Annotated in this window: 20 protein-coding genes and 1 tRNA gene; 12 read left to right on the top strand and 9 right to left on the bottom strand. The window is 60.5% G+C overall.

The features are described from left to right. Positions 1–111: 111 nt before the first annotated feature. Both IPP35_02605 and IPP35_02600 read left to right on the top strand, forming a co-directional pair. The gene (locus IPP35_02605) at positions 112–4,032 is read left to right on the top strand and encodes a hypothetical protein (protein MBL0058014.1); all 3,921 of its coding nucleotides are present in this window, start codon (positions 112–114) and stop codon (positions 4,030–4,032) included. Further along, positions 3,980–5,452, top strand: a complete 1,473-nt coding sequence (locus IPP35_02600) for a hypothetical protein (protein MBL0058013.1) — start codon at positions 3,980–3,982, stop codon at positions 5,450–5,452. Before IPP35_02605 ends, IPP35_02600 begins: the two co-directional genes overlap by 53 nt. 55 nt (positions 5,453–5,507) lie before the next feature. On the opposite strand, the gene IPP35_02595 is transcribed toward IPP35_02600, so the two are convergent. The 7 genes from IPP35_02595 to IPP35_02565 are packed head-to-tail and all read right to left on the bottom strand — an operon-like array spanning position 5,508 to position 12,085. Beyond that, entirely contained in the window at positions 5,508–5,840 is a 333-nt protein-coding gene (locus IPP35_02595; protein MBL0058012.1) for a (2Fe-2S) ferredoxin domain-containing protein, read from the bottom strand. Continuing rightward, positions 5,837–6,934: a dehypoxanthine futalosine cyclase gene (gene mqnC / locus IPP35_02590; GenBank protein MBL0058011.1), complete on the bottom strand. Its 1,098-nt coding sequence runs from the start codon at positions 6,932–6,934 to the stop codon at positions 5,837–5,839. The genes IPP35_02595 and mqnC overlap by 4 nt, the downstream gene beginning before the upstream one ends. 1 nt (position 6,935) lies before the next feature. Further along, the gene (locus IPP35_02585; protein ID MBL0058010.1) at positions 6,936–7,709 is read right to left on the bottom strand and encodes a menaquinone biosynthesis protein; all 774 of its coding nucleotides are present in this window, start codon (positions 7,707–7,709) and stop codon (positions 6,936–6,938) included. Beyond that, positions 7,706–8,809, bottom strand: a complete 1,104-nt coding sequence (locus tag IPP35_02580; GenBank protein MBL0058009.1) for a CofH family radical SAM protein — start codon at positions 8,807–8,809, stop codon at positions 7,706–7,708. The genes IPP35_02585 and IPP35_02580 overlap by 4 nt, the downstream gene beginning before the upstream one ends. A 45-nt stretch (positions 8,810–8,854) precedes the next feature. After that, entirely contained in the window at positions 8,855–10,606 is a 1,752-nt protein-coding gene (locus tag IPP35_02575; GenBank protein MBL0058008.1) for a menaquinone biosynthesis decarboxylase, read from the bottom strand. Between the two features lie 27 nt (positions 10,607–10,633). Further along, the gene (locus IPP35_02570) at positions 10,634–11,188 is read right to left on the bottom strand and encodes a UbiX family flavin prenyltransferase (GenBank protein ID MBL0058007.1); all 555 of its coding nucleotides are present in this window, start codon (positions 11,186–11,188) and stop codon (positions 10,634–10,636) included. A 9-nt stretch (positions 11,189–11,197) separates the two neighbouring features. Beyond that, on the bottom strand, positions 11,198–12,085 hold the full coding sequence (locus IPP35_02565) for a UbiA family prenyltransferase (GenBank protein ID MBL0058006.1): 888 nt from the start codon (positions 12,083–12,085) through the stop codon (positions 11,198–11,200). A 68-nt stretch (positions 12,086–12,153) separates the two neighbouring features. Here IPP35_02565 and IPP35_02560 point away from each other — a divergent pair, with 68 nt between their 5' ends. The 6 genes from IPP35_02560 (at position 12,154) to IPP35_02535 (ending at position 15,521) form a co-directional block, all read left to right on the top strand. After that, the gene (locus IPP35_02560; GenBank protein MBL0058005.1) at positions 12,154–12,726 is read left to right on the top strand and encodes a hypothetical protein; all 573 of its coding nucleotides are present in this window, start codon (positions 12,154–12,156) and stop codon (positions 12,724–12,726) included. A 109-nt stretch (positions 12,727–12,835) separates the two neighbouring features. Then, a complete protein-coding gene (locus IPP35_02555; GenBank protein ID MBL0058004.1) occupies positions 12,836–13,504 on the top strand; it encodes an MBL fold metallo-hydrolase in 669 nt (222 codons plus the stop codon). Between the two features lie 7 nt (positions 13,505–13,511). Continuing rightward, a complete protein-coding gene (locus IPP35_02550; GenBank protein ID MBL0058003.1) occupies positions 13,512–14,456 on the top strand; it encodes a folate-binding protein YgfZ in 945 nt (314 codons plus the stop codon). A gap of 3 nt (positions 14,457–14,459) precedes the next feature. After that, on the top strand, positions 14,460–14,738 hold the full coding sequence (locus IPP35_02545) for a type II toxin-antitoxin system RelE/ParE family toxin (GenBank protein MBL0058002.1): 279 nt from the start codon (positions 14,460–14,462) through the stop codon (positions 14,736–14,738). 8 nt (positions 14,739–14,746) lie between these two features. Beyond that, the gene (locus IPP35_02540; protein MBL0058001.1) at positions 14,747–15,055 is read left to right on the top strand and encodes a HigA family addiction module antidote protein; all 309 of its coding nucleotides are present in this window, start codon (positions 14,747–14,749) and stop codon (positions 15,053–15,055) included. Positions 15,056–15,449: 394 nt separating this feature from the next. Then, positions 15,450–15,521: transfer RNA gene (locus IPP35_02535), tRNA-Val, on the top strand. A gap of 463 nt (positions 15,522–15,984) precedes the next feature. Here IPP35_02535 and IPP35_02530 read toward each other — a convergent pair. Both IPP35_02530 and IPP35_02525 read right to left on the bottom strand, forming a co-directional pair. After that, on the bottom strand, positions 15,985–16,200 hold the full coding sequence (locus IPP35_02530) for a hypothetical protein (protein ID MBL0058000.1): 216 nt from the start codon (positions 16,198–16,200) through the stop codon (positions 15,985–15,987). Positions 16,201–16,224: 24 nt separating this feature from the next. Then, entirely contained in the window at positions 16,225–16,437 is a 213-nt protein-coding gene (locus tag IPP35_02525; protein MBL0057999.1) for a tautomerase family protein, read from the bottom strand. A 725-nt stretch (positions 16,438–17,162) separates the two neighbouring features. Between IPP35_02525 and IPP35_02520 the strand changes: the two genes are divergently transcribed. From IPP35_02520 to IPP35_02505, 4 genes are all read left to right on the top strand, one after another. Next, positions 17,163–17,759, top strand: a complete 597-nt coding sequence (locus tag IPP35_02520) for a TetR/AcrR family transcriptional regulator (GenBank protein MBL0057998.1) — start codon at positions 17,163–17,165, stop codon at positions 17,757–17,759. Between the two features lie 284 nt (positions 17,760–18,043). After that, a complete protein-coding gene (locus IPP35_02515) occupies positions 18,044–19,084 on the top strand; it encodes a TolC family protein (protein MBL0057997.1) in 1,041 nt (346 codons plus the stop codon). A 12-nt stretch (positions 19,085–19,096) separates the two neighbouring features. Beyond that, complete coding sequence (locus IPP35_02510) at positions 19,097–19,975, top strand: efflux RND transporter periplasmic adaptor subunit (protein MBL0057996.1); 879 nt, start codon at positions 19,097–19,099, stop codon at positions 19,973–19,975. Further along, positions 19,972–21,117, top strand: coding sequence for an efflux RND transporter permease subunit (locus IPP35_02505; GenBank protein ID MBL0057995.1), 1,146 nt, complete (start codon positions 19,972–19,974; stop codon positions 21,115–21,117). The genes IPP35_02510 and IPP35_02505 overlap by 4 nt, the downstream gene beginning before the upstream one ends. The last annotated feature ends 3 nt before the right edge of the window (positions 21,118–21,120 follow it).

The following is a 21,120-nucleotide window of genomic DNA, read 5'->3' as shown; positions in this document are numbered from 1 at the left end:
CGGATTGGCCGCCGTCCTGATCGGCGCCACGTCCCTGGCCGTTTATGTGTTCGGCGCGGCTCCGTCGCTCCGGGTGGCCCACGTGGGGGTTTTGCTGGGGCGGCGGGGGTTTTGATCGCCGAACTCCTCAAGTTCACGCAAACGAAAAAACATCTCACGGGGGGGGAAGTCTTTCAGAATTTCATCCTCACCGGAATTTTAGCCGCCACGGCCAGCACCCAAGTCATTTGGCAGGCGCCCACGAGCTGGCACCAACTGTTGATGAAATCGTCCATCACCATGTCCCTGGCTTGTCTCGTCTACCACGTGGCCAACGGGGCGGCCCTGGCCCGGTCGGGCAAACATCTCCGGGCGATCACCGGGGCGTTGATCGTGGGAACCCCCTTTCTGTTCGGGGGCCTTCTCCTGCTGGAGAACCCGTCGCTTCTTCAATCCCTGAGCGGCGCTCTGTTGTCCAGCGATTGGCAAGGCTGGGCGGCGGGACGCGAACTCTTGGGGCGCTTGATCGTGGTGTTCCTTTTTAACGAGGTGGTGGCCAACGCCATCGGGTTGGCCGCCAAAGGAACCTTTCTGCGCGGCCTTAAGGCCCACGGGTTTGTGTCGCTGGTTTCCCTCGGCGTTGTGCTCTCTCCTTCGGTGGCGAACGGGGGGTCCGGCGCCGCCGTGGCGGCTTTGCCCCCTTCCCTGGGCGTCCTCGCGGCCATTGTTTCGGCCATGGTCTCCCAGGCCGGCCTTTGGGTGGAAGCCTATTTCATTACCGGAATGATTTTGGACGGTCTGCACGGCTACGCTCCCACCGGCGACGCTCTGGAACGGCACGGGTCCACGGGCCTCCGCAAAGGCCTGGCCTACAGCGGTCTGTTCATGGGTTTCCTTTACGGCATCAAAATCGTCGTGGACAGTCCGTCGGCTAAAACCTTTTTGACGGCCACGCCTCTCCTTTCGGGCGCACTGGCGGGGGCCCTGCTTTTCCCGCTTCTTAAAACCATCATTGAAAGTTTCGACGGAAGCATGCCCTTCTTCCTGCGGCTCCGCTACAGTTACGGCCAAACCACGCTCTACCTGCGCGGGGCGGTGGCCGGGGCGGGGTTCGGGTTTGGGTTGGGGAGCGATTTCATTCAAACGGGTTCCGGGGACCGTTCGACCTACGGGTTTCTGGTGGGCCTGCTGGCGTCCTCGGGGGTCAGCCTTTTCTGCGACGGCGCCAACGCCCTCCGTCGGAAAGGCCGGATTCAGTCCGGCAAGGTTTACTTGGTGGACGGGCTCATCGGCGGGTTGATCGGCGCCCTGGGGGCTTTCTATATGGACGGGGCCCAAGTGCCCGTGATCGTCGAAAAATTCCGCGCCTACACGAGTTCCGGTTTGGAGGCTTCGAACTACACGATTTATTCCCTCCTCAGCAAATGGGGCCGGGTGGACCTGGGGTCCTACACCGGCGGGGTCAAATTGTTCTTCAATGAAGCCTTGGCCGGGCTCATCACCTGGTCCATCGCCGCACCGCTATTCGCGGTGAACCGCGTGTTCATGACGGCCTATTTCCAGCGGGATAAAGCGCCTATCCGCCATTTCTTCTCCCAGGCCGGCGCGGTGGAACTGGGCGTGAACCTGATCCACGTGATGCGGTGGGGACTTTGGATGTCGCCCATCATCAACACGGGTCTCCGCCTGATGGGCCAAGCCACTTGGTACAACCAAGACGGGGCGATCCGCACTCTCATCGCTAGCTGGAAAAGCCTCACGCTGAGCCCCGTGGATTTCCAGGCCTGGAGTTTGGGCGTGTTCGTGTCCCTGCTGGCCTTTGACTTTCTTCGTATCCTGATTTGGCTGGACCACATGGGCCTGCGGGTGGCCACCCTCGTCAACCTGAGCTTCCTCGGCATGGACAAGCTGGACGAAAAGATCGCCCGTTTCATCGGTCCTTCCGCCGCCCAACGCTATTTGCCGGAAGGAGTCAAACGTTTCACCACCTGGGCCCCGCTCCTGATCCCCTTCTACCTCCCGCGGGGGGAAAACTGGGATTTCGCCTGGGCCAAATCCATCGAAATCCAAAACGCTTCTGCGGGCGGCGGTCTGACCCAGGCCGTCCTGTCTTTGGAATGGCACCACTTGGCGGGCCTTTTTGTGGCGGGGGTTTTATTGATGAGCGCCCTCTCCGCCACTGTGCGCGCGTTTTTGAAACGGGGGGCCCGCCGCCGGCCCGTTTCCTTCGAATTGTCCAACCCGGAATACAAAGTGTCCGTTCTGGCGGATGGGGGCGGGCACAGCGAACTGGTTCGGTCCGGTTACGACCTGAGCCGAAGGTCCTACGACCGGTTGGACCCCGCGGGACGGGCGCTTTTCCTGGTGAACGCGGCCGAATCGCCCGAAAACCCGGCCCGCCGCTGGCCCGTGTTCGGCAACTTTCCGACCGAGGTCGCCGCCCCCGCCCACGTGGAGAAAGGGGCCGATTCCCTCTGGGTGGTGACGACCCACCACGGCGTCCGCACGACGCTTCAGATCACGCTTCCCGACCGCGGGAGCCCGGCGGAACTCTGGACGGTGACGCTGGAAAATTTGGGCGACGAAGCCAAAGACCTGAAACTGGTCCCCTACCTGGAATGGGTGCTGGACCGCCCGGATTCGGACCGAGGCCACACCCAGTACGGCCGGCTGTTCCCGGAAATGGAATACGTGGCGCGGGCCAACGCCATTGTCGTCAACCAAAAGAAAAATAAGTCCACGGGGTTCCTGGCCGCGGACATTCCGACGGAAGGGTTCCACACCTCTCGCATGGATTTCATCGGCCGGGCCCGGAGCCTGTGGTCTCCCCGTCTTTTGGAAACCTTGGATTTTCTGGAACCCAAAGACACCGCCCCCGCGCCCACCTTCGACCCCATCGGGACCCTGTCCTTGGCCGTGCGCGTGGAACCCAAAGCCTCCCGCACGCTCAAATTCCTCCTGGGGTCGGCCAAGAACCGGGACCACGCCCTGGAACTCATTGAAAATCTCCTCCACCCCCAAGCCGGCAAATCCGTCGCCGACAAACGGAAAAAGAAAAAAGCGAAAGTCCCTCTGATCGGGCACGGCGAGATCCTTCCCGGCACGCCGCTCCCCTACTTCGAATACGAAGACGGGGGCAACACCTTGGCGGTCCGCACCCCCTTCACCCCGCGGCCCTACGACCACGCGCTGTCGAACGGCGTCGGCCATTACGTGATGGTGACCAACCGCGGCCTGCACACCACCGCCAACGGCAACTCCCAGCAAAACCCCGTCACGCCGGACTGGCCCGACACCGTGACCCGGGAGGTCCCCGGGGAAGCCATTTACCTTTTCGATGCCGATCAAAAGGAATGGTATTCCCCACGCACCACCCCTAAACGACCCCAACGCCGCCCACGAGTGCGAGTTCAGCGTGGACGGCACCGCGCATTTCAAAATGTCGCGGGGGACCTTGGCCACCGAGCTGACCGTCTTCGTGCCGCCCCAGGAGCCCACGGGGGTCTATCTCTTGACGGTGAAAAACAAATCCGCCCAGCCCCGCCGCCTCCGGGTGGCGCCCTATTTCCAAATCGCCCTGGCGGGCCAGGGGGAACCGCGCCGGCCCTCCCTCCAGATCCACCAGGACGACGAGCTGAACGCGCTCTTCTTCCAAAACCCCGGGAACGCCTTCCGGTCGGGCCCGGCCTTCGCTTCCATGTCCCTCCCCTCGGACCTTCGGGAAACCAAACGCGGCCGTTTCCTGGGCACGGGCCGAGGCGTCAGCCACCCGTATCTGGTGGAAACCGGCGCGGCGGACGAGTCCCAGGTGTCCGACGAACGCCCCGTCGCGGGGTTTTTGGGAACCTTGGATCTCCCCGCTCACGGCGAACGGACCATCGTCATCGTGCTCGGGCAAGCCGATCACCGGACCCAGGCGGGAGAAATCATTCGCAAATACAAAAGTGTCGACGCCGCCAAAACCAGCCTGGAGGAAACCCGTCGTTGGTGGAGGGGCCTCATGTCCACCGTGCGGGTGGAAACCAACCAGCCGGAATTCGACCAGTTCCATAACTGGCTCAAATACCAGGCCGTGGCCGAACGTCTTTGGGCCCGGCGCGGTTTTTATCAAACCAGCGGCGCCTTCGGTTTCCGGGACCAACTGCAAGATTCCGTGAACCTGGCCTGGGTGGACCCGGCCTTCGCGCGGAAACAAATCCTGCTCCACGCGTCCCAGCAATTTATCGAGGGGGACGTGGTCCATTGGTTCCACACGCTCCACGACGGCCGGACCGCTTTTTCCAACCGTTCCCACGCCTCCGACAACCTTCTCTGGCTGGCCTGGGGCGCCGCCGAATACGTGCGGATGACGGGCGACGCCTCTATTCTGGACGAGCGGACCTCGTATTTGAAAGCGGAGAACCCTTTCCTGCCTCTCCCCAAAAACAAACACGGTTGGGGAACGATCTACCTCCGCTCCACCGTGGAAGACACGCTTTACCGCCACTGCATGAAAGCCATCGATCTCGTGCTCGATAAACGCATGGGCGCCCACGGCCTTCCCTTGATTGGAACCGGGGACTGGAACGACGGTCTGGACGAAATCGGAAGCGAGGGCCGGGGCGAGAGCGTGTGGCTGGGGTTCTTTTTGTACTACATCATTAAGAACATGGCGGACCTCATCGAAACGAAGGAAGGTCGGGAGCGGAAGGAACATTACCTCCATCGCTTGCACGAGTTGGAAGCCGCCCTGGAACACACCTGGCGGGACGACCGCTACCTGCGCGCCATCCACGACGACGGCACCGAGATTGGTTTAAAAGACAGCGGCGTCTGGGAAATCGACGCCCTGACGGCCGCCTGGGCCGTTTATGCCGGCATAAACCCAGACCGGAACCGCATCGTGTTCCAAACCGCGCTGAAAGTGTTGGAGAAGGATAACGTGATTTTACTCGGGTGGCCCGCCCTCCGGGAAGACACGAAACCCTATCTCGGCCGGTCGAGCCATTACCCGGAAGGGGTTCGGGAAAACGGGATGTATTGCCACGGTGTCCAGTGGCTGGTGCGCGCCGCCCGGCTTTTGGCGGAACGGGCCGAACTGGACAAAGACCGTTCCAAAGCCAAGGAATACCGTCAAACGGCCCTGCGCCTCTGGATGAAAATTTCTCCGCTGTCCCATCTGTCGCCCAGCGAAATCGAGGTCTATGGCGGCCAGCCCAACAAACAGTCCGCCGACATGCTGACCACCTTCGATCAAGGCCGCATGATTTGGCATGGCTACACCGGCGCCGCCGGTTGGATGCTCCGCCAAGCCTACGAAGGCGTGGTGGGCGCCCAACTGATCAACAATGTAGTCGTGCTCCCCGACGATCTGGAACTCCCGCGCGGCCCGCTGGAGGTCGCCTCCCTCACCCGGAACGTCGCCCGGAGCCCCTACCAGGCCGTTCCCGTCGCCCCCAAAGCGCCCGCGCCCCCGGAACCCGTGGAAGCCTAAATCCAGGTTTGGTTTTTCTGCGGTTTCCCTCTCCCTCTGGAGGGAGAGGGCGCCGTCAAAGAGGGGTTGGGAGAGTCGAGCCTTTTGTTGGAGCCAACCCATCCAGGATGGCCGCGGCGTCTTCCGGCCCCACGTTCCGGCGCCATTCCGGAAATCCGTCTTTGTGAACCACCATCACGTTGGGCCCCTCTTCGCATTTGTCCTGACACCCCGACTTGCAGACGCGCACGCGCCCTTCCCATCCCCGGGCCAAAACCCCTTTCTTAAGTTCATCCAAAACGGTTTGTCCGGCCCGTCCCGCGTTGGCGCAGGCCACTCGTTCCCCGGGCCCGCGTTGATGGGTGCAGACGAACACCATGGATTCGTAGGGAAGGGGGGACTCGTTCAATTTTTTTCTCCGAAGACGTGGATCGGTTCATAAAGCGTGGTCCTCTGCACGGGGATAAAACCGGATTCCCGAATCAGCCGGACCACCTCTTCGGTGGAGGCTTTGTTCACAAATCCCGCCGCCGCGTGGACGTTTTCATCGATCAGCGTCCCGCCGAAATCGTCCGCCCCGAAATGGAGCGACACCTCTCCCGCTTTCTTCCCTTCTGAAAACCAAGAAGCCTGAACGTGGTCGAAATTGTCCAAATAGACCCGGGAGGCCGCCAGCATCCGGAGGTAGGGAACGGGCCCGGTGCGGGAAGGGTGGCGGCGTTCCATCACGGTGTTTTGGGGTTTGAAGCTCCAAGGGATGAAAGCGGTGAACCCGCCGGTTTCGTCCTGAAGCGACCGGATGCGGTCCCAGTGTTCCACGAGGTCCTCCACGGTTTCCACGTGGCCGTACATCATCGTGGCGGTGCTTTTGAACCCCACGGCATGGGCGGCGCGGTGCACGTCCATCCACTGGTCCGCGCCGCCTTTTTTTGGGGCCAATTTTTTTCGCACGCGGTCCGATAGGACTTCCGCCCCGCCTCCGGGCAGTGTTCGTTGCCCGGCTTCCCAAAGGGCTTTAAGGACCTCCTCCATGGGGATCCCCGCCACCTGGGCCATGGTTTGGACCTCTGAAGCGGTGAAACAGTGGGGCGTGACCTGGGGGAACCGGCGCCGCATTTCACGGACGAGGTCCGTGTAATAGGAAAGGGGATAGTCCCGGTTGTGCCCGCCCTGGAGCAAAATGGTGGTCGCCCCTTGGCTCACGGCGTTGGCGACCTTTTCCATGACCTGGTCCACGGTCAGGGCGTAGGCGTCCGTGTCTTTTGGCCGGCGATAGAAGGCGCAAAAGAGACAGTCCGTGTCGCAAATGTTGGTGTAGTTGGGGTTGGAATCCACCACGAACGTCACTCGTCGCGGATCGGTTTTTTTCGCTCGCACCGTATGAGCCAGGGCCCCCAGTTCCAAGAGCGGAGCCTCCTCCGTCAGAAGGAACCGCCCCTCTGCTGAATTCAGCCGTTCCCCGGCGGCGGCTTTCCGTTCGATGGTTTCCCAGGCGGGGTTCATCTCAACAGCACGTTCGCCGTTTCCGGCCGATCACCAGGGCGCGGAACAGTGTTTCCGCTTCCTCTTCCGCCGGCCCCAACCGGTAAACGAACCCGTTCAAATATTCCAAAACCTGCCGGGCCGGGATTTTGAGAAACCGTGCCGACTGGCGGCAAAGGTTTTGCTGATTCAACTTGAAATGATCCAGGGCATCTTCCAAGGAATCCATCAGCTCTTCCCTCAGGTAGGGCGGCACCGTCTTCCTCACCACCCAGCGGGCGAAAACGAAGGGGCTTCCGTGCCAGGCATGCCATTCCTCGGCGAGGTCGGCGATATAGGGGAATTTGTCGGCGAGTTCGGCGTCCGGCGCCAAGGCGTTGTCGCCGATCACCAGGCGGGCTTCGTCGGAGGGGTGAAATCCGTCCCGGAAGCCGACGGAAAACCCGTCCCGCACTTCCATGAGCAGTTTCAAAAGCTGAACGGACGTGGACGTTTGGTCCGTCACGCCGATAATCGCCCCCTCCAATTCCTCCCAGGGCCGTTTCGAAAACAAAAGCACGCTTCTCGCCCGCCGTTTGACCGCGATCCCGAAGGCCCCTAACGGATCAAAGCGATCTTCCAACCGCCAAGCGTCCACGACCGGGATCACGCCCGCGTCGATCCGGTCCTCCTCCGCCCATTGGGCCAACAGCCGAGGCGACGAACAGGGCATCGGATACCAACGCCCCGCCAACCGAAAGGGCACCGTGTTCGTAAACGACAACTCTCCCACCCGCACCGGGTAAAGGTAATTCATACGGCGGCCATCTTCTGCGCCTCTCCCTCAAACACCCGAACCACCCCGTAGAGCGCGTCCCGCTCCACCGGCACGCACCCCGCCTCCCGAATAATCCGCACCAGCCGGTCCCGCGCCATTCCCACGGGCGTCTCGGCCTTGGCCGCGTGCATGATGCGCTCCTCCAAAATCGTCCCGTCCACATCGTCCGCGCCGAAGCGGAGCGCCATGGAACAGGTTTCCTCGCCCACGGTCACCCAATAAGATTTGATGTGGTCGAAATTATCCAAGAGCAGGCGCGACACGGCCACGGTTTTTAAATCGTCGATGGACGAGGTGGGCCGGTCCACGATTCCCGTTTGGCCCGGCTGAAACGCCAGGGGGATGAAGGAAAGAAAACCGCCGGTTTCGTCCTGGAGCGCCCTCAGTTTGAACATGTGGTCCAGTCTCTCGTCGATGGTTTCCATGTGGCCGTAGAGCAGGGTGGCGTTGGATCGGATCCCGAGCTGGTGGGCCGTGCGATGAACCTCCGACCATTTGGCCCACCCGATCTTGAAGGGGAAAAGGGCTTTCCGAATCCGTTCGCTGAACACCTCCGCGCCCCCGCCCGGAAGACACACCAAGCCTTCGTCTTTCAAGCGCTGTAAAACCTCGTGGATGGAAATCTTCTCCTTACGGGCGAAATAATCAATTTCCACCGCCGTGTAGGCCTTGAGCTGAATGTGCGGATAGGCCCGGCGAATCACCCGGAGGACGTTCAAATAATCCTCAAAACCCCATTTGTTGTAAAGCCCGCCCACAATGTGAACCTCGCGCAGTTCCGGCGAAAGCCGGTCCAAAATGTCCTTTTCCGAAAGGACGTAGGCGTTGGGCTTGCCCTCTTTCGTCGCATAATCGCAAAACTTGCAAGATAAAACACAAATGTTGGTGGGATTGATTTGGCGGTTAAACACAAACGTCGCTCTCTGACCATGGCGTTTTTTTCGCACCTGGTCCGCCATCCACCCGACGCCCAAAAGGTCCGGACTGGCGAAAAGAACCCGCCCGTCCTCCAGGTCCAGCCGGTTCCCCCGCTGGACCTTTTCCCAAAGAATCGGAAGCCGTTCGTCGGTGAAGATCATCGGCCCCTCATTCCACGGCCCCTGTCATCGTTCGGCCCGCTCCGGTCAAAGCCCATAGCTTCCCCAACGTTGGGTGACCTTTTCGACGACGGAAGGGTCCATGACCAGCGGGTTCGGGTATCCGGGTTTCCATGTGGCGTCGATGCCCAGGGGGCCGCTCATTTTGGGCCAGGCGCCGTCGAGCCGGGCCGAGCCGGGCACGAGGTCCCGCGCGCAATCAAAGCGGGTGAACAGGCCCCAGATCAAAAGCTCTTCGTCGTCCAAGGGAACATCGGCGCTCACGGCCGCGATCAAAGGAAACCCAGAAAGGGCGGGGTCTCTTACCAGACGCTCGATCACCGGCCTCCCGGGACCTTGCATCTGAACCACCAGGAGGGCGTCCCGCAAAAGGCGGGATTGAAGAATGTTTCCATCGGGGGAGGGGCCAGCGGAAGAAACAGGTTTTCGCTCCGTTGGCTTTTTTCCGACAGTCGTGGCGTCCAAAATCATTTTGCTTCCGAGGTTCATTTTGAAACTGGTGAAGTCGAGGGTGTCTTGGGCGGTGCCGGGAAGGAGGATGAAATCCTCTTCCAGCCGGAAGTTCTTCCGCACCGCGTCCAATACCTCGTTGAAACTTTTCACGTTCACGCCGGGGTCCACCAGCACCACGCATTTGGTCAAAGACATCTGGCCTTGGCCCATGAGCCCCAAGGCGGTTTTCACCGCTTCCTTGGCGTAGCGTTGTTTCACGGCGGCCACCGCTAGGTTGTGGAACCCCGCTTCTTGGTACGTCCACAAATCTTTCAGTTCCGGCCGCATGGTTTTTAAGAGCGGGATCAGCATTTCGTTGATGGCGTTCCCCATGAACTTGTCTTCTTGGGGCGGTTTGCCTACCACGGTGGCGGGGTAGATCGGGTTCTTCCGTCGATGGACTTTTTGAACGTGGAAGACCGGGTAGGGCGCCGCGTGGCTGTAGTGGCCGAAGTGGTCCCCGAAAGGGCCCTCCGTCCGGCGTTCTTTTGGGGGAATGAACCCTTCCAGAATGAACTCGGCATTGGCCGGCGCCAAAACGCCGTTGGAGAGGCGGAGGAGGGGGACGGCCTCGCCCCGCAAGAAACCCGCGAAGGCGAACTCGTCCATGTTTTCCGGAAGGGGGAGAACCGAACTGAGGATGGTCACGGGATCTCCGCCCAGGGCCACGGCGGTGGGCATGGCTTCTCCGCGGGCTTCCCACTCCGCGTAATGGGCCCCGCCGCCCCGTTCGATTTGCATGTGCATGCCCGTGGTGGTTTTGTCGAAGGCCTGCAGGCGGTACATCCCGACGTTCTGTTTCCGGGCGGGGTTTTGGGTGATCACCAGGGGAAGTGTGAAAAAGCGGCCGCCGTCTTCGGGCCAGCAGGTGAGGAGGGGCCAGGCGTCCAGATCCGGTGCCTCGGTGACTTCCGTCGCGGGCCCTCGGGCGACCTGACGGGGCGACATTTTGGACGCCCGCATCAATAGCGAGCGGTGGCGCCAGAGGGAGCTGGGGGCCGGGGGAAAAAGGTCCTCGGCGGCGAGGCGCAACTCTTCCCCGATGGCGGCGGGGGGCCGGCCAAAAACCATTTCCATCCGCCGCTCGGAGCCGAACAAATTGATGACGACCGGATAGGGCGACCCTTTGATCTTCTCAAAGTACAGCGCCGGTCCCCCGGCCTTCACCACCCGGGTCGCGATTTCCGTGATCTCCAGGGCCGGGTCGACTTCCACCCGAACCCGTTTCAATTCACCGGACCTTTCCAATAAACGAATAAAATCCGGCAGGTCGTTGGGGATTTTCACGGAAGGGTTGATTCGAATGGTCGGAGGCTATTCCAGTTCCTTGGCCCGCCACCCCGCCTCCACCGCCAACCCCACGGCGCCGCGGACCTTGTCCACGTAGCCGTTGATCAGGTCGGGCAAGGATTGGGGCTTTTGGTAGAAGGGGGGACACACCGGCATGATCATGGCGCCCGCCAGTGAGAGCTTGTGGGCATTTTCAAGGTCGATGGTGGAAAGGGGCGTTTCCCTAACACAGACGATCAGTTTGCGCCGTTCTTTCAGCGCCACCGCCGCGCAACGGGTGATCAGGTTGTCCCCGATTCCGTGGGCGATTTTGGCCAGGGTGGTGACGGAGCAGGGCAGGATCACCAACGCGTCGAAGGGGTTCGAGCCCGAGGCCAGGGGCGAGTTCATGTCGTCATTGGAGAAAATGCGTTTCGTGAAGGTGGACAGGTTCTCCGCCGTCAGGCCGGTTTCTTGATGCAGGACGGACCGGCCCCAGCGGGACAGGATCAAATAGGAATCTTCTCCCGACAACCGCCGCAAAAACTCCACCGCGAAAATGGATCCCGACGCTCCCGTCATTCCAAGCACAATGCGCATAAGTTCCTCCTAAAATTCCGGCCGAAGGCCCACAAAAACCATGGCGAAAACCACGAACCCCGTGACCACGTTGATCTTGAAAAACGCCAGGTCCACGTGGTCCACCACGAGATGTTCAAACAACAACAGGGTTCCCGCGCTCAAGCAGAGGAACGCGGCGTTGGCCCCATGCAGGGTGAAGAAGAAGAGCCCTGTCAACGTAAGAAACGCGAGCACGTGCAAAACGCCGGAAACCCGCAGGGCTCGTCGCCGGCCGAACCGAGCCGGGAGGGAAAACAACCCCTCTCTCCGGTCAAATTCCTCGTCCATCACCGCGTAAATGATGTCGAACCCGGAGAGCCAAAAAACGCTGAAGAGGCCTAGGATCCAGGCGGGCCAGCTTCCCTCGAAACCTGGACGGATCGCAAACCATCCGCCCAGCGGCGCCAGGGCCCAGGTGAGACCCAACCCGAAATGACAGAGCCAGGTAAACCGTTTGAGCATGGGGTAAACCACAAAGAAAAGGACCGGCACCCAGCTCCAGAGAAGGCAGAAACTGTTGATGGCTTTCGCGGCCCATAGATACACGGCCAGACCCAGCAGGGCCACCAGGACGGCGTCGAATACGCTCAGCGCCCCGGTCACCAATTCCCGGTTCGCCGTCCGGGGGTTTTTGGCGTCCACCCGCACGTCGATCAACCGGTTCAGGGCCAGGGCCAGGGTTCGGGCCCCCGCGCCGGCCAAAAGGATCAAGGCCGATATTCGCCAACCGGGCAACCCCTCATGGGCCAACAAACTGCCCGAAAAAAGGATGGGGAGAGAAAAAAGCGTGTGTTCAAGTTTGAGGAACCGAGCGTAGGTTTTAAGGCGTTCCGACCAAACCGCCACCCGCGATTCGTGAGCTAAAACTGGTTTCATGGACGGAAGCATTCTACCAAATCCAGGCCCCCTCCAGATGATATAATCCGCTTTCCGTGGCCCATCCTTTGAGCGACAAACCCCTGATCGTTTTCGACATCGGCAACGTTCTCCTGCGTTTCAGTCAGGAACGCGCCGGAGAAAATTTCGATCGGATCGAGCCCGGCGCCGGGCCGGTTCTGGTCCGCGCCCTCTGGGAAACGCGGCTCGGGCTCGATTTGGAGAAAGGCCGAGTTGCCGGGCCGGAATTTTTCCGGCGCGCGGCCCGCCCCGCCGGGCTGGCCATGGGCTACGCGGCCTTTTGCGCCGCGTTCCGGGATATTTTTACGCCCATTCCCGAAAACCTCCGCCTGTTGATTCGTCTTTCGAAAACGCATTCCACCGCCCTTTTGTCCAACACCAGCGGCATCCATTGGCGTTACCTCCTCCGAACCTACCCCGCTCTCCAGTCCGCCCGTTGGCCCCTGGCTTCCCATTTGCTCAAATGCATGAAACCGAATCCCCGCATTTTTAAACTCTTGTCCAAAAAACAGGTTTTGATTTTAAGGACATGGTTTACGTCGATGATCGCCCCGAATTCGTTCGCGCCGCCAAACGCCTGGGTATCAAAGCCCTGTGCTACACCGGCCGCATCCCCCTAAAAACCCTTTTCACCAAAGCCGGCGTCCGCTGATGCCCCGATCCCGCGTCGCGCCATCTCAGGCATCGGCGTCCAGGTTACACGGACCATTTTGATATGATGAAGGGGATATGAGCCTCTATCTCCGCCAAATGCAGTTGGGCCCCATGGAAAACTTCGTGTATCTTGTGGGGGATACCGAGCTCAAAAAATGCGTCGTGGTGGATCCCGCTTGGGAAATCGACCGCGCCTGGGCCCAGGCCGAAAAAGACGGGTATACGGTGGAAGGGGCTCTTCTAACCCACGGCCACTACGACCACTGCAACGCCGTTGAAGAACTGTTGGCTAAACGGAACGTGCCGATTTACGTCCATCCCAAAGAACTCGAGTATCTGGACAAAGGCGCCCCAAGGGGTCTCTTTTTGGATTTGCCGAAGGACCACGTCAAACCCGTCCAATCCGGAGATAAGCTGACCATGGGGAACACGTCCATCACCTTTCTTCACACGCCCGGCCACACGCCGGGCTCCCAATGTTTTTTGGTCAACGAACAGCTTTTATCCGGCGACACTCTTTTTCTGGGCGCTTGCGGCCGTTGCGATCTCCCGGGCTCCAACCCCACCGATTTATTTGACAGCTTAAATCGCGTGATCGGCCAACTTCCGCCCACCACGGTTCTCTACCCCGGCCACAACTATTCGGCCAAAGGCACCACCGGCACCCTGGCGAATGAAAAAAGAGAGAACCGCTTCCTCTCCGCCGCACGCTTGGCGGATTTCTTAAGACTCGTCGGCTACTGACCGTTCCATGCCCCAAACCCCCACCACCGGATACGAGGCGGCGAAAACCGGGTGCGCGGTGGGCCCCGTGGCGCTCGGCCTCCTGCGTTTCAGCGGGCCCGACGCCGCTGAAACATTAAACGGTCTTCTCACCAACGATGTCCGGTCTATGGCGGTGGGCCGGGGAATTCACGCCTGCCTGTTGACGGCCGAGGGAAAACTGGTCTCCCACTTTTTCCTCTTTCGAAGGGCGGATGATTTCCTCGGCCTCTGCCCGCCCGACGCTCTGCCGCCGCTCAAAATAGCCCTGGAAAAATATCTCGCCGTGAGCGAAACCCGTATGGAAGACCTTTCCGCCCAATGGAACGCCCTGGCCGTCCTGGGCCCCCGCGCCGCGGATTCCTTGGTTCAGGCGAACTTCCCGGATACGATCGCCGTGGGCGATCGCTTGTGGGGCCTGCCCGGCTTCGCCTTGCTGGTCGAACCCGCCAAAACCTCCGAAACCGTCCACCGCCTTTTCGATGCCGGGGCCGCCCTCTTTTCACCCGACGAGCTCGAGGCCTGGCGCGTGGAAGGGGGCGTCCCGCGCCTGGGGTTGGACGTGGACGAAACCGTTTTCCCCATGGAGGCCAACCTCGCCTCCGCCGTGCATCCGAACAAAGGCTGTTACCTGGGCCAGGAGGTCATCGCCCGGCTGATGAACAAAGGCAAACCCCGCCGTCACCTCGTTCGTCTAAAACTGTTGAACCCCGTCCCGCCCGGCATGCCCGTTTTCTGGGAAGGCGCCGACGTGGGCCGTCTGACCAGCGTCGCCCGTTCGCCCGCCCTCCACGGCCCCCTGGGCCTGGCCCTCCTCCGCTCCGAAGCCGCCAAACCCGGCCTCATCGTCGACATCCGCACCCCCAACGGCGTCGTCATGGCCGAAGTCCTCGGCGAGGCTCTTGACAAACGTAACGTATTAGGTTACAATTAGGCCGTGATTGAGAGCTTCGACCATAAAGGGCTTGAACGCTTGTTCAATGACGGGTCAAAAAGGGGGATTCCGCCCGTTCTGGCCCAAAAACTGACGGATATTCTCGACCGCCTGGACGCGGCGGTGGCCATTCAGGATATGAACTATCCGGGGGCGGGGTTGCATCCTTTGAAAGGTAACAAGAAAGGTTCTTGGGCGGTGAAGGTGACGGGGAATTGGCGAGTCACCTTCCAATTTGAGAACGGCGACGCCTCCTCCATCAACCTTGAGGATTATCACTAGGGGGTACTATGATCGAAAGAAAACGACCGCCCACCCATCCGGGCGCGATTCTAAGCAGGCATTACCTGGAACCCCTCCGCCTAACCGTGACGGAGGTTTCCGAAGACCTCGGGGTGTCCCGTAAAACCGTTTCGGCCATTATCAATGAACGAGCTCCAGTGACTGTTGACATGGCCCTCCGCTTGTCAAAGGCGTTTAAGACGTCCCCGGAGCTGTGGACAAACCTTCAGATGAACTTCGACCTATGGCACGTGGCCCATGAAAATCACGCCTGGGAAAAGGTTAAAACCTTCCCGATGGAGCTGATAGGGGCTTAGCCCAATGCCGGTCCGTTAAGCGTAGTTGCCCAATTTATTGGGCGATTTTGACGGCAAAGAAACGAATGAACTGATTTTAAAAGTGCCCCATGAATGGGGCAACAAATCAAAACTTAACTGACCGGCATTGCCGTCAGGCATCGTCCCGGTTTGTAGGAAGGGAGAGTTCGGGTGCCTGTGACTGAGGGCGGGGCCCGAAGAAATGGTTGAAGGGCGTTAGCCCTGAAACCACGGCGCGCCAGAGGCGCGACATCCCCGCAGGGCGGTTAGCTCAGCGGTAGAGCATTCGCCTTACGTGTGCGCGGAGGCCGGACCCACTGGACCGGCCGAGCCCACACGCCCCGCATGCCGTTGGCGGGGCACGCGGAAAACGGAGAACCAAACGTCCGATTTTGGGCGGTTAGCTCAGCGGTAGAGCATTCGCCTTACACGCGAAGGGTCGGGGGTTCGAAACCCTCACCGCCCAGATTTAGATGGAAATCAAGCACGGGCGAGACCATTCGCCTTACGTGTGCGCGGAGGCCGGACCCACTGGACCGGCCGAGCCCACACGCCCCGCGCATTAAGCGGGGCACGCGAAGGGTCGGGGGTTCGAAACCCTCACCGCCCAGATTTAGATGGAAGGCAAGCACAGGCGAAACCATTCGCCTTACGTGTGCGCGCAATGCCGCTAGGCATAGTCCCGGTTTGTCGGATGGGAGAGGCCGGACCCACTGGACCGGCCGAGCCCACACGCCCCGCGCATTAAGCGGGGCACGCGAAGGGTCACAGGTTCGAGCCCTGTACCGCCCAAGTTTGCTTAAAAGGTGGACTCTCTCCCGCCAGCGATCCTGACGCGAGAGAGGGCTGGGGAGGGGGTGGGGTTTCTCGACGTCTAACGGATCATAGATCCGAGTCGTCGCAAACCGTCCCTCTTTTTCAAGGGGGCTTTAGGTTTTCTTATCGTCGGGTTTTGCGGGGAGTTTTAGGCCCACGAAAGCGGTGAGATCTTTTAATTGAAGAATCTTGCCGTCGGCGGTCCAGTTCCCGTCAGGGACTTCCTGGACGATGATCCAGGCCTCATCGAACCCGAGCGTTTTTCCCGCCGTTTTGGATAATAGCCGGTGGATTTCAAGGCCCATCCGCCGTTTGCGCGCCAGGCTCACCGCCCCGACAGGGGACCGTGACCCTCACCAGAAACCGGAGGTTGGCGGGGGCTCCCCGGCAATGGCCCAATGTCCATGCTTGGCTTCGTTGATCAAAATCCAAGTCAGGCTTCGGGCCCGCGCACTGTCCGGAACACCTTCCGCTTTCAACACGGCCGTGGTGAGCTCTTTGATGAGCGTCTGTTTTTCCGGGCCGGGCAAAAACCCGGCGGGGACGGTTATTTCGACCAAAGGCATAAAGGAACTCCTGGTCTGACAGAGTTGCTTGCAACGGTGGCCCTCAAGGATGCCGCGCCGCACAGCCGTTCAATTGAAACGTCCTCGCCAAATGGCCGGGACCGCACTTTAAACTTTTCTTTAGCAAAGGTTTCTATTAAAAGGCCCACCAGACCCCAAAACAGCCACGCCAAAAACATGATCGCCAAAATCCACCCACCCACAAACAAGAAAAAGATCATGACGTAACCATGCCTTCGTTGGCGGGTCCCGCGGTATTGATGGCCCCGGTAACGCCAGTCAACGCGACGGCAACCCACGCAACGAGCAGAATCCAAAAAGCGGCCCACCAAAGCCGTTTTAGTTTTTGGAGAAGAACCTTCCCGCGGGTTTGGCTGATGCCGTAGATCATCGTTTGTGAAGGACTCAACCCATCATACCATTACGCCGAAAATCGAACATCCCCGTCGCTCCTAACCCGCCTTCGTTCGTTGATTATGTTTCTAGTCTATTGAATGGTTTTCCCTCTCCCGCCGGCGGCGCCAGGGGCGCTGAGGGGGGAGAGGGAATGTTGTTGAAAGAAATAAGGCCGGCCATCCGCCCCCTCCCTGGCCCATGGGGAAAAGGTCACCCCCGTCGATGACGGGAGAACGGCCAAGAAATTCCATCCAAAAAACCCTTGACCTCCGCCGTTTGGCGTATTATCCTATTACTGACTGAACGTTTAGTCATTAATAGGAGGGGCGATGTCCCGAACGCGTTCGGAACCTTTGGAGGTTCGTCGTCGCCGGGTGATGGAAGCGGCGGCGGCCGCGCTGGTGGAGAAGGGGTATCACGACGTCAAATTGGAAGACATCGCCAAGCGGGCGGGCCTTTCAAAAGGCGCTCTTTACCTTTACTTCAAGGATAAGGAAGATATTTTCGCCGCGGTCCTGAGCGACGTCGTCGATCGGATTGAAGGCCGGTTGTTGGCGGTCCAGCAAAAGGGGCCGGCGCTCGAGGCTTTGTCGGAGATGGCCTCGGCTTTGCTGGACTGTGTGGATGCCCACACGGATTTTCTGATTCAGTTTTCCCGGGAAACGCCGAATCTTTGCGGGGAAAAAGCCGGGAAGGTTCTCCAAGACCGGTTCACCCGGGTCATGGACCATATCGCCGACAGGGTTCAACGGTGTGTTCGGGCCGGCGATCTGAAGCGGCACGACCGATCCCTGGGAAGCCTGTTCTTTTTTTCCCTGCTCCGCATGTTGGTTCTGCAAAAAATCGTGCGGAAGACGTCGGCCCCGCTCAAAAACCAAACGGCGATGATGATGGACCTCTTTCTGAACGGGTTGGGGAAACGATAAGTCCATGGGGCGAACGGGCTTGGCTCTGGGAATTTGGCTCTTGGCGATATCGCCGGGGGTTGGCGCGGCGGCCTCCGACCGCGACCCATCCACTCTGACTTTGAACGAGGCGGTCGCCCTGGGGTTGGAACGAAACGTGGACATCGTCCTCGCCGAACACAATCTCGCTCAAATGAACAGCCGGTATCGCGAAATTGTCGGGATGGGCCTGCCGGAGATCAGCGCCTCGGGCGTGTACACTCGCAATTACAAGGAACCCCCTGGCGTTCACGAACGGGACCAAAATGCGCATGGGGGAATTGAACGGGATGACGGCCACGGTGGACGCCGAACAAATCCTCTACGCCGGTGGCAGTGTCCGGGCCGGTCAACGGGCCGCCCGGGCGGGGATCGCCGCGGACAAAGAATCCCTGCGGGCCGCCCAGGAGGAAACGATTTTCGCGGTGAAACGGCTGTTTTGGCGGATCCTGCTGGCCAGCGCCACCGTTTCCATTCAGCAGGACACCCTGACCTCGGCCGAGGACCATCTCCTTACCATTCGAACCCGTTATAAAGAGGGGTTGGACAGCGACCTCACGGTCCTTCGCCAGGAAGTGGAAGTGGCGGGCACAAAACCGTTGTTGATTCGGGCCAGGAATCTGTTGGAAACCGGCCTGACCCTCCTCAAAATGACGTTGACCATGGACGTGGACCATCCTCTTTCAATCTCGGGGGACCTATCATCGCCGACGGAACCTCTTCCGCCCTATGAAGGATTGGTCGGTTTAGCGCTGGAACATGACGCCGCCCTTCAGGCGGCTCGTCAGCGCTCCCTTTCCGCCCAACACAACGTGGGTGTCGTTCGGGGCACCGCTCGCCCCTCCCTCGCTCTTTTCGGCCGGTATGAATGGCAGGCCCAGTCGCCGGACTTTTCCCCCACGGCGGACGAGAAAGGAGAAAGCCTGGCGGCGGGCCTTCGCGCCTACACACCGTTGTTCATGGGCGGGTCCAACCTGGAACGTATCCGCCAAGCCGAGCTCGAATATCAAAAAAGCGTGGAGCAGGAAAAGCAAGCCGAACGGTCCGTCCGAGCGGCGCTCAAAACCGATTATTTGGACGCCCAAGAAGCGCTCGAACGGGCCCAGTCCCAGAACACCGCCATCGCCCAAGCCCGCCGTGCCCTCGATGCCATGGAGGTGCGTTACCGGGCGGGCCAAGCCAGCCAGCTGGACCTGAACGACGCCACCCTCTCCCTCCAACGGGCCCGGTTGGCTCACGTTTTGGCTTTAAGCGACTATTGGACCAGCGTCGGCGCCGTGGAAAAAACCACAGGCCGACATTTTTAAGGAGATCGTTCCATGAAAACATCGAATCGGGTGGCTCTTTTTGTTTTGGCGGTGGTCGGTATCGCCTGCGGAAAAAAAGAAACGATGAGCTTGCCCACCGACGCTTTCCCGGTGCGCGTCGCCTCGGTCCGTCGGCAAACGGTGGAGGAGGCCTTGACCCTGGTGGGAACCGTCAAAGCGAAAGACGAGGCCACGCTCTTTTCGCGCGTCTCCGGTAAATTGGTGGAGAACCTGGTCAAGGAGGGCGATCGCGTGAAGATTGACCAGCCCGTGGCCCTGGTCCGGCGGGACGAAGTGGGCGTTGAATACAATCCCGCCCCGGTGCCCTCCACCTTGAACGGCATCGTGGGGCGCGTTTATCTGGACCGTGGGGCCGAAGTGGGGCTGAACACCCCCGTTGTCTTGGTGGTGGACGACAGCCGTATGCTGGTTCGAGCGGAAGTCCCAGAACGATACGCCGGTCGGATCGCCACGGGCCAGCGGGTTCGGGTCCAGGTGGCGGCCCGGGCGGAGGGGGATGTGCCGGGGCGGATCACCCGGGTATCGCCGGTGGTGGAAGCCGCCACCCGCGCCGTGCCGATTGAGGTCACGTTAAACAATCCGCCCGGCATCCTTAAGTCCGGCATGTTCGCCTCCCTGTCGGTGGTCACCTCGTCGCGGGCGGGCGCTCTCACGGTTCCCGTTGACGCCCTGGTGGAGGGGGGAGACGCGGCCGTTTTCGTGGTGGTGGACGGCAAAGCCCAACGGCGCCCCGTCACCATGGGGATCCGCTCCGAAACGGTGGGTGAAATACTTTCTGGTTTATTGGAAGGGGACTCCGTGGTTGTCTTTGGCCTCTACGGTTTGGAAGACGGCAGCCCGGTGGAAATTCTTAAAGACCCCGCCCCATGAAACTCGCCGACATTAGTATTCGCCGCCCTGTCTTCGCCACCATGATGATCGCGGCCCTGGTGGTGCTGGGGCTGTTTTCTTTTGGGCGGCTGGGGGTGGATTTATTTCCTAATATCGATTTCCCGATCGTCACGGTTTCCACCACGCTGAAAGGCGCCAGCCCCGAAGAGGTCGAAACATCTCTCACGAAACCCATTGAAGAGGCCGTGAACACCATCTCCGGCATCGACGAGCTTCGCTCCACCAGTTTCGAGGGGCTCAGCCAGGTCATTGTCACTTTTGTCCTGGAGAAAAACGCCGACGTGGGCGCCCAGGAGGTCCGCGACGCCGTCAGCCGCGTGCTTCGAAACCTCCCCCAGGGCACGGACCCTCCCGTGATCCAAAAATTCGATCCGGGGGCCAGCCCGGTCTTGTCCATCGCCGTCAGCGCCCACCGACCTCTCCGCGAGATCACCGAACTGGCCCGGAAACAGATCAAAGAACCGCTGGAAACCTTGAAGGGCGTCGGCCGCATCACCCTGGTGGGCGGCCGGGAACGGGAAATTCACGTGGTGGTGGACGCGCAAAAATTGGCCGCCCTCTCGCTCTCGGTGCAACAGGTGAAAGACGCTCTTAAACAACAAAACATCGAAGTCCCGGGCGGCCGCGTGGACCAAAACCGGCGCGAACTCATTTTGCGGACCATGGGCCGCATCGAGTCCCCTGAGGATTTTGGAGACATCATCGTGGCCAATCGCGGAGGCGTCCCCCTCCGTGTTCGAGACGTGGCCCGGGTCGAAGATACCGAAGAAGAACCCCGAACGATGGCCCGCTTGGACGGCGCTCCCACGGTGTCCCTGGTCGTCCAAAAACAATCCGGGGCCAACACCGTGGAAGTGATTCGAAACGTCAAAGACGCGTTGGCCGATTTGCGAGGGACCCTTCCCGCCGGCTTGTCGGCTCGTCTGGTGAGAGACCAATCGGGTTTCATCCTCTCTTCTGTGCGCACCGTGGAGGAACATTTAATCCTGGGCGCCATCCTGGCCAGCCTCGTGGTGCTTCTTTTCATGGGCGACTGGCGGAGCACCCTGATCGCGTCCCTGGCCATTCCCACTTCCCTGGTCGCCACCTTTATCTTGATGGACGCGGCGGGGTTCACCTAACAA

It is taken from the genome of Elusimicrobiota bacterium, from assembly GCA_016721625.1.
Taxonomy (GTDB): Bacteria; Elusimicrobiota; Elusimicrobia; order FEN-1173; family FEN-1173; genus JADKHR01.
This window is presented reverse-complemented; position numbering and strand designations above follow the sequence as displayed.